Below are 17301 nucleotides of genomic sequence, written 5' to 3' on the forward strand. Positions count from 1 at the left end.
TTATCAAAGTTTACCTTTACCGAATAAATTTTACTTTTTCCGAAGAAAGTTTACTAAAAAGCCATGAAAAATTAGGCAACCAATGATTTAAGATATTCAGAAGGAGTAACTTGGTTATATTTTTTAAAAGATTTATTGAAAGTAACTTTATTATTAAAACCAACTTCGTAGGCAATATCAATAATATTAAAGTTTTTATGTCTCTCTTCTTTTAATAGCTCTTTAGCCGCTTCAATTCGATATTTATTAATTAATTCAAAAAAGTTTAAATTAAAATGTTCGTTAATAATCTGAGAAGTATTATGTCTTGTTGTATCCATTAATTCAGACAGCTTCTGCAAGGTTATATCATTTTGCTTATACACCTTTTGATCATTTAATAAGTGCAGTAGTTTTTGCTTTAATTCTATTGACAAACTTTCTGTAAGTCCAGATTTTACATATTTTGTAGCCTGTATTTTTTCCTTCGGTTGCGTTCTAATAATTTTGAGACTACCAAAAATACTAGGCTGCACAAAAGCTGTATAACTTACATACAACACTAGAGAAGCCATTAGGCCAACCTGCATATTAAACAAGAAACCACTATAAATCTTGGATATTATTAAAAACGCGTATATACTATATGTTAGAATGTAAACAGAACAAAAGATGACGATGTTTCTTTGCCAAACAAATTCCTCTCGCGAAACTTTCCGTTTGCTTTTAAATGCTTTTACATAAATTCTTACGACCAAAATTCCGTAAAACACTAATGATACTAACTTCATTACCGTTATCAATGCTCCATGTGGAACTGTTCTGTTCAATAGCATTCTGAGCTTTTCTTCTGAAGACTGCACATAGACTGGCAAAAGCAGAAAAACGATTAATCCTATTGTAGGTACTATATGTAAAACATCTAAAGCCTTAAATTTATGTTTCTGAATAACCCTCTTAAAATAGAAGTAGATAAGAGGTCCATATAAAAATGAAAAAGAAGTAGAAATATATAAACTATGAGCAAAATAATATTGGTAGTTTGTTAATAGCGCACAAATATGAAGAATAAAAAATGAATGCAGTAAAACGAAAAAACTCATTAGTAAATTCGACACTTTATCCGATCTTTTCCTTAGATTTAAAACTACTGCAACGAAAAAACCGATAAGACTAATATATAAGCAAATAATAGACCACAAATTTATCTTTTTAAGATATTTAGCAGCTATTAATTGATACGCTGGCGAATCACTGATCGAATCGAAGAAACTATGTCCGACAAAATTGATATCTAAACTTGATTTAACATATCTATCGATATACTGAACCGCGAGTTCTGGTTCGTTCATTTCAGAATAAGTAAAAGCTAACTTTTGAAAAACAGCAAGGGAATCTGCCCTCTTATCATTCAAACTCTGAAGATATTTGTCTATAACGTCTTGTTGATGTTTTTCCTCATCGTCATTTTGAACTATCTCAAAAGAAGAAACACCATTTACCTCATTACTATAAAATGAAATATTGCTCCAACTTTTGAAGTTAGAGTAAACGAGCATTAATAAAAGAATACTCAATAATGGTATTGATGTATTTTTGTTTGAGTTAGCCACACAATTATTTTTACATAATTATACCTCCTAATTTACGACAACTTTTTCATAAATTTTTCATAACAGAGGATTTCCCGATAATATCTTACTAAAAAAACCAGTAAAATCAAGGGTTTGCAAAATATAAAATTTTCTAATAAAATATGGGTTTACCGTAAAATAAGTAAAAAAACACATCAAAAACGTATTTAGAAAAAACAAAAAAAGTGAATAAAATCACTTTTTTTGAACACTTTTTACACTAAGAAAATGAATTGATCATCTTTTATGTGGGGATAAGAAACATACTATAGTCTTTTAGCTTCTTCCCAAAAAACATTCATTTCGTCTAAAGACATTTCCTTTAAGTTTTTGTTTTTTTCCTTAGATTTTTGTTCTAAAAACTGAAAGCGTTTTATAAATTTCTTATTGGTTCTTTCTAAAGCATCTTCAGGGTTAATATTTAGAAATCTGGCATAATTGATCATAGAAAATAACACATCTCCAAACTCAGATTCTATTTTATCTATATCCTGTTTTTCGATTTCATACTGCAACTCTGAAAGTTCTTCTTCTAATTTTTCAAAAACCTGTTTTGGTTCTTCCCAATCAAAACCTACACCAGCAACTTTATCCTGTATCCTGCTTGCTTTTACCATGGCAGGTAAAGATTTAGGAACTCCTTCTAAAACACTTTTCTTACCTTCTTTTAACTTAAGGTTTTCCCAGTTTCGTTTCACGTCCTCTTCATTATCAACTTTCACATCACCATAAATATGTGGATGACGGTTAATCAATTTTTCACATATACCATTAGCAACATCTGCAATATCAAAATCCTTTGTCTCACTGCCTATTTTTGAATAAAAAACTATATGAAGTAACAAATCTCCTAATTCATTTTTAACTTCATTTAAATCATTCTCTAAGATAGCATCTCCTAATTCATACGTTTCTTCAATAGTCAAATATCTTAATGACTGTAAGGTCTGTTTTTTATCCCATGGACATTGCTCTCTTAACTCGTCCATTATAGTTAGTAATCTATCAAAGGCTTTTAGTTGATCTGCTCTAGAATTCATTAGTTTAGTTTTATATCAAAAGTAACGATTATAAAATCTTCAATTTAATTTTAACGGGAAAGTCTTTTTCTCTTAAAAAAGTATAGATTTGAGGCCTTATAAATTTTGTAAATACGTACAATATGCCTCCGAAAAAGATTTTGTTTGCCTGTATTCCTGCAGATGGTCACTTTAACCCAATGACTGAGCTAGCTGTATATCTAAAGGACAAGGGATATGACGTACGGTGGTACACTGGAAAAAGCTATGAGAACAAACTAAAACAAATGGAAATTCCATATATTCCTTTTGTAACTGCCAAGGAAATTAAAATCTCTGAATTAGACGAAGCTTATCCAGAACGGAAGAAATTAAAAGGGATTTCCCATATTAAATTTGACATTATAAATCTTTTTATACACCGAATGAAAGACTATTATGAAGATGTGAAAGATATTTTTAGCTCTTTCCCTTTTGATCTTCTGATATTTGATAACACTTTTCCAGGAACGATCGTAAAGTATAAATTGAATGTTCCAGTGGTTGGTATCGGTGTTGTTCCCTTAGCTTTATCTGCAGCAGATATTCCGCAATACGGATTGGGACATCAGCCTGCTGACAACTTTTTAAGCAAAAGAAAGCAAAATTTCATAAAATTAATGGCTGAAAAATTAATTTTCAAGGAAACCAAATTTGCATATAACGAACTATTGGCGAGCTTGAACTTGCCACCAACAGATCATAATATATTTGACATTTCGCCATTAAATGCAACGGTATTTTTGCAAAATGGAATTCCTGAAATGGATTACCCAAGAAATGCTATTCCTAAATCTATAAAATATGTTGGTGCATTAAATACTTGGAATAAAAAATCTATCAACAATCATAATAAAGATTGGGGAACGATATTAGATCCTAAGAAAAAAACAATTTTAGTATCTCAAGGTACTGTAGAAAAAAATCATAAAAAATTGATTATTCCTTCTTTGGAAGCTTTTAAAAACAGTTCTTTTAATATTGTCGTAGTAACGGGAAATAACGATACTAAACTATTAAAAAATCAATATCCTCAGAAAAACATTTATATAGAAGATTTTATTCCTTTTGAGATAATCATGCCTTTGACAGATCTATTTATTACGAATGGCGGATATGGAAGCTCTATGATCAGCATTAAACATGGAGTTCCGATGGTCACAGCTGGTATCAATGAAGGTAAAAATGAAATATGTGCTCGTATAGATTATTGTGGATTAGGTATAGATTTAAAAACCGAAAGACCAAGAAGCTATTCCATTAAGGAAGCAGTTGATCAAATTTTAACGAATGATAGCTACAAAAAGAACGTAAAACGAGTACAAAACCTCTTAAACTCATATAAAACCTTAGAAATTTGCGAAAAGCATATCGAAAACCTGCTTTTTTCATCCAATGATTAAATTTCTAACTGTTGCATTCTTTGTTTAGTAATCTCAAAATCTGAAATCAACTTTTTCACTATTTCTCTGACAGGTTTGATATCATGAATTAATCCAGATACCTGACCTATCTCTAATTCTCCTTCTACGAGATCACCTTCAAACATTCCTCTTTTTGCTCTTGCTCTACCTAACAACGTTTTTAACTCTTCGATAGATGGACCTTTTGTATACAATTCTGCGACATCATGATAGAACTTATTCTTTAATAACCGAACTGGTGCTAATTCTTTTAAGGTAAGATGAGTATCTCCTTCTTTCGCATCCACTACCATTTGTTTAAAATCTTGATGTGATGAAGCTTCTTCACTAGCAACAAATCTACTCCCTAATTGTACTCCATCTGCTCCTAACGACATTACTGCATACATAGAGGCACCCGTAGCAATTCCTCCTGCAGCAATTAATGGAATATCAACCTTTTCTTTCACCATTGGTATTAAGGTTAAAGTTGTTGTTTCATCTCTTCCATTATGTCCTCCAGCTTCGAACCCTTCAGCTACAACAGCATCTACACCAGCTTCTTGAGCTTTTAAAGCGAACTTTAAACTACTTACCACATGAACTACTGTTATACCTTTAGATTTCAAAAAAGAAGTATATGTTTTGGGATTACCCGCAGAGGTAAACACTATTTTTACATCTTCTTCAATAATTATCTCTATTACCTCTTGAAGGTTTGGATACAACATAGGAACATTTACTCCAAAAGGTTTATCTGTTGCTTTTTTACATTTTTGAATATGCTCTCGCAAAACATCTGGGTACATGGAGCCTGCTCCAATAAGTCCTAATCCTCCAGAATTACTAACAGCACTAGCAAGCTTATAACCACTTGCCCAAATCATTCCACCTTGTATAATAGGATACTGAATTTTAAAAAGATCTTTAATTCTATTCATTAGTTTTTTGATATCTTAAATGTAAATCGAGAAGTTTCAGTGCTTAACTCTACTAGATATAGACCATTGGAAAGATAGTCCAGCGATATAGTATTTGTATTCTCTAATATTTGAGTCTTCACTAGCTTACCTTCTGTAGTAAAAATCTGAATTTTATATGATTTGAAAGTTGGAATATCAACAAATAACTTATTCCTAACTGGATTAGGATAGATCCTTATATTTTCTGATAAATTATCATTTACCGATAGACTTTCTACTATAGTTCTAAAATTAGGAATTCCGTATCCTAAGAAATTAGTAGGATTATTATATAGTGTAGATGATTCTTTAACCAATTGCATAATTTCTGCATTTGTCATGGAAGGAAAGGCTTGCCACAAACAAGTAACCGCTCCTGCCATAATTGGAGAACTAAAAGAAGTTCCGCTGTTTGTAGAAACTGAATTATCAGATCTAATTACTGCAGCATTTTGACCCTTCGCTACTACATCTGGTTTAATCCGATTATCCGCGGTTGGTCCTCTAGAGCTAAATGAAGCATAATTCCCAACGGAATTAACTGCTCCTACTGTTAGTACTCCAGGTGCATCTCCAGGAGCTGTGACAATTCCCCAACTACTATTTCCCGAATTTCCTGCCGACGACACAAGGAGCATTCCTTTTTGGAAAGCTATATTAGCTCCTCTGGAGATAAAAGTAGTTTGCCCATCCATATCTGCAGTGGTATACTCATACGCAGAATTATCAAAACCAATTGAATATCCAAGAGATGTATTTATTACATCAACACCTAAACTATCTGCTCTTTCTGCTGCTTCTACCCATAATGACTCTTCTTTTGGTCCTTCGGTAGACACATCTTCAGTTACAAAAAGGTAATAGCTAGCATTTGGAGCTGTACCTACAAATTGCCCGTCAATAAACCCCGCAATATCACTAAATGTTTGTGTTCCATGAGAACTTCCTGAAAAATCAAATTCATTCTCATCTCGTCTAACAAAATCATATCCATTTAATATTCTCCCTTCATCTCTAGCTCGCTTAAAACCATCTATAATATCAACACCAGGGAAACCAGAATCCATAACAGCAATTGTCATGCCTGTTCCTGTAAAATCAAGTTCATGCAAATATTCTGCATTTAATTGTTCTATTTGCCGAGCAGCACTTCCATAATCAAAGGAAGTCTTTACTCCAAACTTATTGTTTATTGAAAGATTGTTATTTTTTTTACGAGGTCTAATCTTACCATTATCCAAAGAATTATCTGCAAAATCTATACTATCAACAAAACCTAAAGTTAATAGGTTATCAATATTTTCTTTAGAGCCTCTTACATAAACACAGTTAAACCATTTAGATTTTGCCAACACAGTTATCCCTACAGTATTTTTAAGCTGCATGATATAATTCTCATTAACAGGAACATCTTTTTCATCGATCGCCACGTTATGACGTGCTTTTCGATCTATTGATTTTTGAGTTAAAATAGAAAGTGGATTTGCGATTGCATTTGTAACATTTTCCTTATCTGTCAGATAGATCCAAGCATCTTCCATTTGGGCGATACACAATTGAACAGATAAAAAAGAAAACAGTAGAATTATCTTTTTCATTTTATGATCAGTTTAAAAAGCAATTACAAGTTACGAAATTACGCCTGATCCAACTAATTCATCATCGATATACCAAGCAACAAATTGTCCTTCGGTAATAGCACTTTGAGGATTCTCGAATACAATATACATTCCTGAGTCCACCTGATGCAAAGTAGCTTTATCTAAAGGCTGTCTATAACGAATTCTAGCCATCACCTGTAATTCTTCGTCTACATCCAATTTAAGATCTGGTCTTACCCAATGCAATTCATCATTACTAATAAATAATGCTTTTCGATACAATCCAGGATGTGATTTTCCTTGACCAGTATAAATCACATTTGTTTCGACATCTGTTTCTATAACAAATAATGGTTCGGGAGTACCACCTACAGCCAATCCTTTGCGTTGTCCTTTAGTATAATAATGAGCTCCTTGATGTTTACCGACTACTTTACCATCATTTACGTTATATTCATATTTTGATGATAAAAACTCCAATTCTTCTTGTTTAGATTTGAAATCAGGTACTATTCTATGATACATTTCTTCTGAAGAAGGTATTTCTATAATATCTCCTTGTTTTGGTTGTAACTTTTGTTGAAGAAACTCGGGTAATCTTACTTTCCCTATGAAACATAGACCTTGTGAGTCTTTTTTATCTGCAGTAATAAGGTCTTGCTCTTTGGCTATTTCTCTTACCTCTGGTTTTAATAATTCTCCAACTGGAAATAATGTTTTTGATAATTGCTCTTGGGATAATTGACATAGAAAATAAGATTGATCCTTGTTAGGGTCTTTACCAGCTAGTAAACGATGTATTTCTCTATCATTATGTATAATCGTATCTTTTCTACAATAATGACCTGTAGCGACATAATCCGCTCCTAAAGACATTGCTATTTTTAAGAAAACATCAAACTTAATTTCTCTATTACACAGAACATCTGGATTTGGAGTTCTACCTTTTTCATATTCATTGAACATATAATCCACTATACGTTCTTTATATTCTTCACTTAAATCTACCGTTTGAAATGGAATTCCTAATTTTTCAGCTACTAATAATGCATCATTACTATCATCTAACCAAGGACATTCATCAGAAATTGTCACAGAATCATCATGCCAATTTTTCATAAAAAGACCAATAACTTCATATCCTTGTTCTTTCAATAGATATGCTGCCACACTAGAATCTACTCCTCCTGATAAACCTACTACTACCCTTTTCATTATATTATTTATTCTTACTTACCTAAATTATTAAAGTAAAACCGATACTCAAATCTTTTGCAAAAGTAATAAATAAAAAAAGTAATGCTCTCGCATTACTTTAAGGTTTTATCTATGCCAATATTTTTAAATATTATACTAAGATCTACTTTTTTCGATAGGAAATCTCTTCTGTTCAATTAGCTTTCCATTCTCATAGTAATTCCAAACTCCGTCTTTTCGATCTCTTTTATAATTACCTTCAATTTGTACATTCCCATTCGCATCATAATACTTTGTTACTCCATGTAATTGATCATTTTCATAGGTGAATTCCTTTATCATTATACCTTTTTCGGAATACACTATTCTCTTACCCTGTTTTTCACCATTTACGTAAACAGTTTTTTCTGTAAGTTGTCCATTTTCAAAATACGTTTTCTGTTCTCCATAAAGCTTACCTTGTTTATATTCCTCAGTCATCATCACTTTTGTTGATCCTCTATGATAATATACCCATATTCCAACACGATCCTTTCCTAACATCTTTCCTTCACTTATCACCTTTCCTCTTGCTGTATAATATTTTAACTGTACACTATCATTATCCTTTGAAAATATTTTAATAGCCGTTGGTATTTTCCCACTATTAGGTTTATAAAATTTAAACTCTCCTATTTCCTTGCCATGGTCAAAAGTTCCTTCATATCTAATTTGATCGCTATTATCATACTTTTTTTGCCATTTTCCATGTCTTTTGCCTTCTGAATCAAAAGCGTTAAACACCTGGCTATACAAGCCATTAGAAGCAAGAGCCAAGAAAAACAGAAACAAAAATATTCTTTGCATAGTATAAAATTTAAACCAACTTCATAGACCAAAAAGTATACCAAGCTTGGAAAGTTTGATTTTTTACAAGGGTATACTTTTAAATAAATATCTTACAAAAAAAACATTAAAACTTCTAAAAAAACAATTAACTCACCTAAAAAGCAACCCAAGTTAACTTTTGTTTAACTAAATATTAAAAATATATAAAAGTAACAACGCGTTAAACCAATTGAACAAATTAACTTTTAAAACTCAAAAAAATGAAAATTATTTCAAAGATTGCCTGTATCATTTTTTGTACAGTATTAGTTCTTGGAACTTCCTCATGTGGTAGTGATGATGATGGAAATGTTGTTATTTCCACTGATAACATTGTCACTATTACTACAGCAGATTCCGACTTATCTATTTTAGTGACCGCTCTAGCTGCCGCCGATGGAGACTTGGTTTCCATATTAAATGGAAGTGGGCCTTTTACCGTTTTAGCTCCGACTAATACGGCTATGGAAGCTTTTTTAACAGCAAACAACTATGCAGACATAAATGCTGTTCCAACCGATGAACTTCAACAAATATTACTTAATCATGTAATTCCAGGTCAAGTAAACTCTAGTGCTTTAATAAATGATGTGGCTGGTTATGCACAAACCTCTTCTACTGCAGGACCTGATGGATCTGCTTTAAGTGTATATTTTAATACCACAAACGGAGTGGTTTTTAATGGTTCTGCTACTGTGACTACAGCAGATATCGCTGCTTCAAATGGAGTTATCCATAAAATAGATGCTGTTATAGGGTTACCAGATCTTACAACATTTGCTACAGCTGATCCCAACTTATCAAGATTACTAGAAGGATTAACCGCTTATAGCTTTGATTATGTAAACACATTACAAGGTGATGGACCTTTTACTGTTTTTGCTCCAACTAATGCAGCTTTTAATGATTTACTAGCTACAAACGGGGCATGGGATACCCCTGCTGATATCGACGAAAACACCTTAGAAACTGCTTTAAATTTGCACGTAATACCAGATTCAAATTTACGAGAAGCTGATTTAACAGACGGAAATCTTATGACCATATCCGGACAAGTTAGTATTGACGCTAATGCCAAAACTGTCACCGATGGTGCTGATCCTGCTAATGTTTGTAATATTGTTTCAACAGATATCCAGACTACAAATGGCGTAATTCATTTAATAGACAAGGTCTTGTTATCCCCAATTCTATTACCACCAGGAGGTATCAATTAAACTAAAATTATAAACTAAAAAATGCCAGTTTTATATAAAACTGGCATTTTATTTATCAAAAAGGAAGAATTATTTCTTTTTAGCTTTTTGTTGTTGCTCTGCTTGTTCCATTAATTCTTTCATTTTCTTCTGGAACTTTCCTTGCTTTTTCGGTTTCTTCTTATTCTCCTGAATTTTAGCATGAATTTTATCTTCATCTATAATAACATTCTTAATCACTAACATAATACCAATAGTAATTAAGTTGGAGATAAAATAGTATAATGATAACCCACTCGCATAATTATTAAAGAATACTAACATCATCAATGGCGATAAATACATGATAAACTTCATGTTTGGCATTCCTGGTTGTTGCTGTTGCATGGTTTGACCTGTAGTCATCATCATATAAATAAAAATAGCAATCGAAGCTAATATTGGGAATAAGCTAATATGATCTCCATAGAAAGGAATTTCGAATGGAAGTTTCGCTATGGTATCATAACTAGATAAATCATCTGCCCATAAAAAACTCTTCTGTCTAAGATCAAAAGCACTTGGAAAGAAATTAAATAAGGCATAGAAAACTGGAATCTGCATTAGAGCTGGTAAACAACCACTCATTGGACTTGCACCTGCTTTGCTGTACAAGGCCATAGTTTCTTGTTGCTTTTTCATCGCATTATCCTTATACTTTTCATTAATCTCATTGATTTCAGGGCGTAAAATTTTCATTTTAGCCTGAGAAACATAAGATTTATAGGTTACAGGGGACAATACAATTCTCACTACAATAGTCATTACTATGATCGCAATACCATAAGGCAAGAAACCACTTAGTAAGCTAAAAAATGGAATAAATAAATATCTATTAATGAACCCAAAAATACCCCATCCTAATGGTACGATCTCATCAAGATTGCGATCATAAGAACTTAAGATTTTATAATCCGTAGGCCCATAATACCAGTCCATATTATAATTTAATTCTCCTCCATTTAACTCTAAAGGAACTGTAGCTGCAAATTCTTTAGTAACCTTTATATCCTTATCATCTAAATCACTAGTATTTGCAATATTTTTAGAAGCCATAGTGGCTGTTTTAAACGGAGTATCCGTTAATAAAACCGAAGTAAAGAAATGTTGCTTAAACCCAATCCAGGTTACATCTTCTTCTTTTTCCTCTGCAAAATCACCTTGACCAGTATAATCATCTTTTCCACCATCATATTCAAACAGAATTTCTGTATATCTATTTTCGTAAGAAGCACTTTTCGCCTGTCTAATCGCTTGTAATTTCCAATCTAAGTTTATGGGTTGACTGCTATTGAATACTTGCTGTAATCCTTGTGATCTTATCGAAAAATCTAACATATATTCATTAGGCTTCAACTCATAACGATATTCCAAAAATTGAGATTCTGAAACCTTCCATTTCATAGATAAAACACTATTCTCACCATTTTTGGTCAATGAAGGTTCAAAAAACAGGTCTCTCGTATTTAAAATTCTATTGTCTGTAGTTCCGAAATTCAGATTGAAAGATGCATTCTTTCCATCTTTGATTAAATATAGTGGAACGGAATCATACGTTTTGAAGTTCTTAAGCAATGCTTCATCAATATATCCTCCTTTGTTATTAATCTTCAGACTTAGAACTTCATTTTCAATTGTGGTAACCTTATCTACTGCAGATGGCAAACTAGCCGAATAAGCTACCACTCCTAAAGTTGATTTAGCTTGTACCATTGCCAATGAATCTTTAGGATCTACTGCTACAGCTTTGCTCTCAGGCACAAAATCGGTTGCTACATTCTCACTTTCATTTTTCTTAGCTTCAACTTGTTCTTGTTCTGCTTTTTTAGCTTCAATTTCTTCTGGCGTAGGTTTATTGATATAAAACATCCACGCAAAAATTCCAAATATCAGTACAAATCCAATTACTGTATTAAGGTCAAATTTCTTTTCTTCCATTGATCTGTGTATAAATACTCTCGTATATGATTAACTAATCAGACACGTTTTCTTAATTTTTGTTACTTTTTATTGTCAATTATCTCGCCACTTAAGATTTTTGTGCCACTTTGGCACTTTTGGAGGAGTTAGCATACGCTACGGCTGCTTTTACAAATGCCACAAACAAAGGATGAGGATTTGCAACTGTACTCTTATATTCTGGATGATATTGAACTCCAACAAACCATGGATGTTCAGGGATTTCGATAATTTCTACTAATCCTGTTTTTGGGTTCACTCCTGTAGTTCTTAGTCCTGCCTTTTCTAATTGCTCTTTATATTGATCATTATATTCGTAGCGATGACGGTGTCTTTCAGCGATCAAAGAAGTTCCATATGCCTCGGATACTTTACTGCCTTCTATTAACTCGCAATCCCATGCCCCCAATCGCATAGTGCCTCCCATATCGGTAATATTCTTTTGCTCTTCCATTAAACTAATAACTGGATTAGCAGTGTTTTCGTCTACCTCAACAGAACAAGCATCCTTTAAACCTAAAACATTACGAGAGTATTCTATAACTGCCATTTGCATTCCTAAACAGATACCGAAAAATGGTAATCCTTTCTCCCTCGCAAACTGAACAGCCTTAATTTTACCTTCTATCCCTCTTTCTCCAAAACCTGGAGCTACCAATACACCATCTAAGTGCGCTATTTTATTTTCAATGGTTTTTTCATCTATATACTCTGAATGAATACTCTCTACATTTACTTTTACTTCATTCTCAGCTCCAGCATGAATAAATGCTTCTAAAATTGATTTATAAGAATCTTGTAATTCTACATACTTACCAATTAATCCAATAGTTACTTCACATTTTGGATTTTTATGTCTTTTCAAGAAATCATTCCATTTATCTAAATTAGGAACATTATCGTCTCGCAACACTAATTGTCTTAAAACGACTGTATCTAAGCCTTCTTCAAGCATTAAATTAGGCACATCATAAATCGTAGAAGCATCAATAGACTGAATAACTGCCTCTTTTTTAACGTTGCAGAATAAGGCTAGTTTTCTTCTTAGATCTTCTGATAATTCGTGTTCGGTACGACATACCAAAATATCAGCTTTAATTCCGCTTTCCATTAAGGTCTTTACACTATGTTGAGTAGGCTTTGTTTTTAATTCACCAGCAGCAGATAGATACGGAATTAATGTTAGATGAATAACCAATGCGTTGTTATCTCCTAATTCCCATTTTAATTGCCTTACTGCTTCGATATAAGGTAAAGACTCTATATCACCAACGGTTCCTCCTATCTCTGTAATGACTATATCATAATTACCACTTTTTCCAAGAATTTGTATTCTTTCTTTTATCTCATTTGTAATATGAGGAACTACCTGTACAGTTTTACCTAAGAACTCTCCTCTTCGTTCTTTTTCGATAACACTCTGATAAATCCTACCTGTAGTTACATTATTTGCTTGTGAAGTAGGAGTATTCAGAAAGCGTTCGTAATGCCCTAAATCTAAATCAGTCTCTGCACCATCATCAGTTACATAGCATTCTCCATGTTCATAAGGATTTAGAGTTCCCGGATCAACATTTATGTAGGGATCTAGTTTTTGAATCGTAACTCTATATCCTCTCGCCTGAAGTAATTTTGCTAATGAAGCTGCTATAATTCCTTTTCCAAGAGATGAGGATACGCCTCCAGTTACAAAAACATATTTGGTATTAGCCATGTAAACTTTACTATTTATTGTAGGGTTGTGTTTAAATTTTGCGCAAAAATACAAAGAAGAACCCAAATAAAGCATTGAAAACTAGGCAATATTTGCATTACTTATCCATAATTCTTCAACAGTATAAAAAACTGAAAATGAACAAAAAAACATTCCACAAACAAGAAAAAACCAGTCAGTTGACTGGTTTTTATATAGTTTTCTATTATTTTCTTAGTGTTTAAATTTAAATAAGAATATAGAATTATTAATCTTATCTTCTATAAAGCCTGAAAGAAGATATATCGTCATTCCAGTTCCTAACTCCAAAGGGCCAAGATCCATATGTGAGTTTTTCTAGATCTCTATACTCCGTTAACCTACCATAACTATTAATAAATGTAGATCTATCAGTGTATCGAGCATCTTTATATATCCCTAAGTTAAAAGCACCAGACAGTTTAAGTGATGTTATATTATCACCCCATATTCTACCATCGACAGGCATATATATAGTATGTAAATTATACTGAGAAGTAGAAAATACCTGAGAAGGCCCAGCAAAATTTCTATCTCTAAAAACTTTAACTCCATAGAAATCATCATTTTTTTCTACATTTTGATTTTCGACTAAAGTTTCGATTGACTTTTTATACACATCTGATTTTTTATAAACATTTAGATTATCATAAAGGTAAAATATATTCAAATCATCACCATTAACAACAGACACCAAATCTCGTAATTCAAAAATTTGCTTTAGATTTTCATTGTCCCTTCCTTCGATTATTTTAGGTTTATTCTTTTCAGAGAAATCAATTTGCAAACTAAATGTTTTGCCCTCATATATATATTTATATTCTTCAATTTTTTTATCCAAAGATAAATTTTCTAGAGTATTTATTTCATCTTTAGAACACGATATAATAAAAATTGATAAAAGGATTAAAAACAGTTTTTTCATTTTAAGTTAGGTTTTAAATTAGTAATTTGTAATCACCCATCACAAGTGACTTTCATTACATTAGTGACCTGAGCAAACATTTTGTTATTATTAAAAACAGTTAATATTTTCTTAAAAAAAGAAAATCCCATCCATACAGGATAGGATTTTAATTTTGCCAAAAAAGAAATTTTATTCTTCTTCATCAGACCCTGATGCTTCCGGATCTTCGAAATCAGTAATTCCTTTAGCTTGTAAAATATTATACCATTGTATTACTTTTTTCATATCACTTACATATACCCTATCCTCGTCATAATCTGGTAATACTTCACTAAAGTATGATTCTAATTTATTTTTAGACTCTTTATGACTTATCGCTTTTTCTCCATTTTCTTTTTCCTGAATCCTTTTGAAGATCTCTCTTAGAGGAACTTCTTCAGTAAAAGTATAAATCGCAATCTCACTAAGAATACTAACATTATTCTGAATACTAACAGAAAGTTTTTTTCCATCTGCTAATGATTCGGCTACAAACCCACTTCGTGTTTGCGCTTTTAATTCATATAAACCTGGTTTTCCAGAAATTGATAAAATTTTGTCTAAGCTCATAAATTTCTTTTTCGAAGTTGGCAAATATCAATAGTTCAATTTTAAAAATCAAACTTTAGCCAACATAAATAATTAAGATACTTCTATATTTTTATTAAATACGATAAACTGTTAACGTCCCTTTTTAGCTAACGGAAATTTCATTCTATAATCTGCATTAATCTTTCCCTTAGAAATATTAGTCAGCTTTCCTTTAATCAAACGCTTTTTAAGACTGGATAGTTTATCTGTAAATAAAATTCCTTCGATATGATCATACTCGTGCTGAATTACTCTCGCTGCCAAACCACTATAAGTCTCCGTGTGCTCCACAAAGTTTTCATCGAAGTAGTTTATTTTGATCGTTTCCTTTCTAAAGACATCTTCACGAACATCTGGAATACTTAGACAACCTTCTGTAAACCCCCATTCTTCTCCAGTTTCTTCAATAATGGTGGCGTTTATAAAGACTTTTCTAAATCCTGTCAATACTTCTTTTTCTTCTTCAGAAAGCTCATCATCATCCGCAAAAGGTTCTGCGTCCACTAAAAACAAACGAATAGGAAGTCCTATCTGTGGAGCTGCTAATCCAACGCCATGTGCATTATACATGGTTTCAAACATATTTTCTAACAATTCTGAAAGCTTAGGATAGTCTTTATTAATTTCCTTTGCTTTCTTCTTTAAAACCGGATCACCGTATGCTACAATTGGTAAAATCATATGATAATATTCTCTATTTTCTGTATTTGTAAACGATATCTTTATAAATTATAAAGATAATCCTGTAATATAATAGTGGCACTAATTTGATCTACTAACTTTTTATCTTGTCTTTTCTTTTTAGATATCCCACTGGCGATCATTGTATCAAAAGCCATTTTAGAAGTAAATCGCTCATCTATTCTTTTTACCGGAATATCAGGCAAAATTTTTGATAATTTTTCTAAAAACGGTTGAATCAGCTTTTCACTTTCAGACGCCTCTCCATGCATCCTTTTAGGTTCTCCCACAACAAACAATTCTACATCTTCACTAGCAACATAATCTCGTAGCCAACCTAGTAATTCTTTTGTATCCACAGTAGTTAATCCAGATGCGATGATCTTAGATTCATCTGTTACCGCAATACCACATCGTTTTGCTCCATAATCTATTGCCAGAATTCTTGCCATATACTATTTTGTGCAAAAGTATGATAATATTATAATATAGTGCGAATTATTAAGACTATCCTAAAATATTTAATCTGTCTATGTTTTTCCATCGAAGCTATTATCTTTACCAAAATTTTTTAATACATGGACCAACTAAAAGAAACCATAGAAAAAGCGTGGGATAACAGAGAGCTTTTAAAAGAATCAAAAACACAAGAGGCTATAAGAAAAGTTGTAGACCTATTGGATGCTGGAGACCTTCGTGTAGCAGAACCTGTAGAAGGTGGATGGCAAGTAAATGAATGGGTAAAAAAGGGAGTTGTACTTTATTTCCCAATTCAAAAAATGGAAACCTTAGAAGCAGGTATTTTTGAGTACCACGACAAAATTCCATTAAAAAGAGGATATGAAGCCAAAGGGATTCGCGTAGTACCTAATGCTGTTGCTCGACATGGTGCATATATTTCTGCGGGAACTATTTTAATGCCAAGTTATGTAAATATTGGAGCTTATGTAGACGAAGGAACAATGGTAGATACTTGGGCTACAGTTGGTAGTTGTGCTCAGATAGGAAAAAATGTACACCTAAGTGGTGGTGTTGGAATCGGTGGTGTATTAGAACCGCTACAAGCAGCTCCTGTAATTATAGAAGATAATGCATTTATTGGATCTCGATGTATTGTTGTAGAAGGAGTTCGTGTAGAAACCGAAGCTGTACTGGGTGCTAATGTTGTACTTACAGCCTCTACTAAAATTATAGATGTTACAGGTGATACACCTTTAGAAATGAAAGGAGTAGTACCTGCTAGATCAGTAGTAATACCAGGAAGCTATACTAAGAAGTTTGCTGCTGGAGAATATAATGTTCCTTGTGCATTAATTATTGGTAAAAGAAAAGAAAGCACCAACAAAAAGACTTCTCTTAATGACGCTCTAAGAGAGCATGATGTAGCTGTATAATTAGAAATAAATCAGTATACTTGTGAGCTTGTCTTTTACTAGACAGGCTCATTTTTTTAAAT

At 32.3% G+C, this 17301-nt stretch carries 15 protein-coding genes; 3 read left to right on the forward strand and 12 right to left on the reverse strand.

The genetic code is table 11. The annotated features are described in order from the left end of the window. Positions 1 to 71 precede the first annotated feature (71 nt). Entirely contained in the window at positions 72 to 1592 is a 1521-nt protein-coding gene (locus tag Q1B37_RS14870) for a helix-turn-helix transcriptional regulator (RefSeq protein WP_299899689.1), read from the reverse strand. A gap of 287 nt (positions 1593 to 1879) precedes the next feature. Further along, the gene (mazG, locus tag Q1B37_RS14875; protein WP_299607972.1) at positions 1880 to 2653 is read right to left on the reverse strand and encodes a nucleoside triphosphate pyrophosphohydrolase; all 774 of its coding nucleotides are present in this window, start codon (positions 2651 to 2653) and stop codon (positions 1880 to 1882) included. A gap of 122 nt (positions 2654 to 2775) precedes the next feature. Between mazG and Q1B37_RS14880 the strand changes: the two genes are divergently transcribed. Then, positions 2776 to 4074 carry a nucleotide disphospho-sugar-binding domain-containing protein gene (locus Q1B37_RS14880; protein WP_299899690.1) on the forward strand — a complete coding sequence of 433 codons (1299 nt, stop codon included), beginning with the start codon at positions 2776 to 2778 and terminating at the stop codon, positions 4072 to 4074. On the opposite strand, the gene Q1B37_RS14885 is transcribed toward Q1B37_RS14880, so the two are convergent. From Q1B37_RS14885 to Q1B37_RS14900, 4 genes are all read right to left on the reverse strand, one after another. Beyond that, positions 4071 to 5015 carry a nitronate monooxygenase gene (locus Q1B37_RS14885; protein ID WP_299607978.1) on the reverse strand — a complete coding sequence of 315 codons (945 nt, stop codon included), beginning with the start codon at positions 5013 to 5015 and terminating at the stop codon, positions 4071 to 4073. The two genes, Q1B37_RS14880 and Q1B37_RS14885, sit on opposite strands and share 4 nt — an antisense overlap. After that, positions 5015 to 6634, reverse strand: coding sequence for a S8 family serine peptidase (locus Q1B37_RS14890; protein WP_299899691.1), 1620 nt, complete (start codon positions 6632 to 6634; stop codon positions 5015 to 5017). The genes Q1B37_RS14885 and Q1B37_RS14890 overlap by 1 nt, the downstream gene beginning before the upstream one ends. A gap of 30 nt (positions 6635 to 6664) precedes the next feature. Then, positions 6665 to 7852, reverse strand: a complete 1188-nt coding sequence (gene mnmA, locus Q1B37_RS14895; RefSeq protein WP_299899692.1) for a tRNA 2-thiouridine(34) synthase MnmA — start codon at positions 7850 to 7852, stop codon at positions 6665 to 6667. Positions 7853 to 7990: 138 nt separating this feature from the next. Then, a complete protein-coding gene (locus Q1B37_RS14900) occupies positions 7991 to 8680 on the reverse strand; it encodes a hypothetical protein (RefSeq protein WP_299899693.1) in 690 nt (229 codons plus the stop codon). A 242-nt stretch (positions 8681 to 8922) separates the two neighbouring features. On the opposite strand from Q1B37_RS14900, the gene Q1B37_RS14905 reads away from it, so the two are divergent. Next, a complete protein-coding gene (locus tag Q1B37_RS14905; RefSeq protein WP_299899694.1) occupies positions 8923 to 9918 on the forward strand; it encodes a fasciclin domain-containing protein in 996 nt (331 codons plus the stop codon). A gap of 69 nt (positions 9919 to 9987) precedes the next feature. Here the strand turns inward: Q1B37_RS14905 and yidC are convergent, their stop codons facing one another. The 6 genes from yidC to ruvX all read right to left on the reverse strand — a co-directional run bounded on the left by yidC (position 9988) and on the right by ruvX (position 16297). Further along, entirely contained in the window at positions 9988 to 11874 is a 1887-nt protein-coding gene (gene yidC, locus Q1B37_RS14910; protein WP_299607990.1) for a membrane protein insertase YidC, read from the reverse strand. A gap of 91 nt (positions 11875 to 11965) precedes the next feature. Continuing rightward, complete coding sequence (locus Q1B37_RS14915) at positions 11966 to 13609, reverse strand: CTP synthase (protein WP_299899695.1); 1644 nt, start codon at positions 13607 to 13609, stop codon at positions 11966 to 11968. 253 nt (positions 13610 to 13862) lie between these two features. After that, positions 13863 to 14552, reverse strand: a complete 690-nt coding sequence (locus tag Q1B37_RS14920; RefSeq protein WP_299899696.1) for a hypothetical protein — start codon at positions 14550 to 14552, stop codon at positions 13863 to 13865. 171 nt (positions 14553 to 14723) lie between these two features. Next, positions 14724 to 15143 carry a DUF5606 domain-containing protein gene (locus tag Q1B37_RS14925; protein WP_299607999.1) on the reverse strand — a complete coding sequence of 140 codons (420 nt, stop codon included), beginning with the start codon at positions 15141 to 15143 and terminating at the stop codon, positions 14724 to 14726. A gap of 111 nt (positions 15144 to 15254) precedes the next feature. Then, positions 15255 to 15845: a peptide deformylase gene (gene def, locus Q1B37_RS14930; RefSeq protein ID WP_299899697.1), complete on the reverse strand. Its 591-nt coding sequence runs from the start codon at positions 15843 to 15845 to the stop codon at positions 15255 to 15257. A gap of 41 nt (positions 15846 to 15886) precedes the next feature. After that, entirely contained in the window at positions 15887 to 16297 is a 411-nt protein-coding gene (gene ruvX, locus Q1B37_RS14935; RefSeq protein WP_299899698.1) for a Holliday junction resolvase RuvX, read from the reverse strand. Between the two features lie 126 nt (positions 16298 to 16423). On the opposite strand from ruvX, the gene Q1B37_RS14940 reads away from it, so the two are divergent. Next, positions 16424 to 17239 carry a 2,3,4,5-tetrahydropyridine-2,6-dicarboxylate N-succinyltransferase gene (locus tag Q1B37_RS14940; RefSeq protein ID WP_299899700.1) on the forward strand — a complete coding sequence of 272 codons (816 nt, stop codon included), beginning with the start codon at positions 16424 to 16426 and terminating at the stop codon, positions 17237 to 17239. The last annotated feature ends 62 nt before the right edge of the window (positions 17240 to 17301 follow it).

Origin of the sequence: uncultured Aquimarina sp., from assembly GCF_947492965.1 — a bacterium.
In the GTDB taxonomy this organism is placed as follows: Bacteria; Bacteroidota; Bacteroidia; order Flavobacteriales; family Flavobacteriaceae; genus Aquimarina.

What these genes read in the sequence shown, in the direction of transcription:
- mazG (WP_299607972.1), bottom strand. Translation starts at nt 2,653, where the DNA reads ATGAATTCTAGAGCAGATCAACTAAAAGCCTTTGATAGATTACTAACT.
- Q1B37_RS14880 (WP_299899690.1), top strand. Translation starts at nt 2,776, where the DNA reads ATGCCTCCGAAAAAGATTTTGTTTGCCTGTATTCCTGCAGATGGTCAC.
- Q1B37_RS14885 (WP_299607978.1), bottom strand. Translation starts at nt 5,015, where the DNA reads ATGAATAGAATTAAAGATCTTTTTAAAATTCAGTATCCTATTATACAA.
- Q1B37_RS14890 (WP_299899691.1), bottom strand. Translation starts at nt 6,634, where the DNA reads ATGAAAAAGATAATTCTACTGTTTTCTTTTTTATCTGTTCAATTGTGT.
- mnmA (WP_299899692.1), bottom strand. Translation starts at nt 7,852, where the DNA reads ATGAAAAGGGTAGTAGTAGGTTTATCAGGAGGAGTAGATTCTAGTGTG.
- Q1B37_RS14900 (WP_299899693.1), bottom strand. Translation starts at nt 8,680, where the DNA reads ATGCAAAGAATATTTTTGTTTCTGTTTTTCTTGGCTCTTGCTTCTAAT.
- Q1B37_RS14905 (WP_299899694.1), top strand. Translation starts at nt 8,923, where the DNA reads ATGAAAATTATTTCAAAGATTGCCTGTATCATTTTTTGTACAGTATTA.
- yidC (WP_299607990.1), bottom strand. Translation starts at nt 11,874, where the DNA reads ATGGAAGAAAAGAAATTTGACCTTAATACAGTAATTGGATTTGTACTG.
- Q1B37_RS14915 (WP_299899695.1), bottom strand. Translation starts at nt 13,609, where the DNA reads ATGGCTAATACCAAATATGTTTTTGTAACTGGAGGCGTATCCTCATCT.
- Q1B37_RS14920 (WP_299899696.1), bottom strand. Translation starts at nt 14,552, where the DNA reads ATGAAAAAACTGTTTTTAATCCTTTTATCAATTTTTATTATATCGTGT.
- Q1B37_RS14925 (WP_299607999.1), bottom strand. Translation starts at nt 15,143, where the DNA reads ATGAGCTTAGACAAAATTTTATCAATTTCTGGAAAACCAGGTTTATAT.
- def (WP_299899697.1), bottom strand. Translation starts at nt 15,845, where the DNA reads ATGATTTTACCAATTGTAGCATACGGTGATCCGGTTTTAAAGAAGAAA.
- ruvX (WP_299899698.1), bottom strand. Translation starts at nt 16,297, where the DNA reads ATGGCAAGAATTCTGGCAATAGATTATGGAGCAAAACGATGTGGTATT.
- Q1B37_RS14940 (WP_299899700.1), top strand. Translation starts at nt 16,424, where the DNA reads ATGGACCAACTAAAAGAAACCATAGAAAAAGCGTGGGATAACAGAGAG.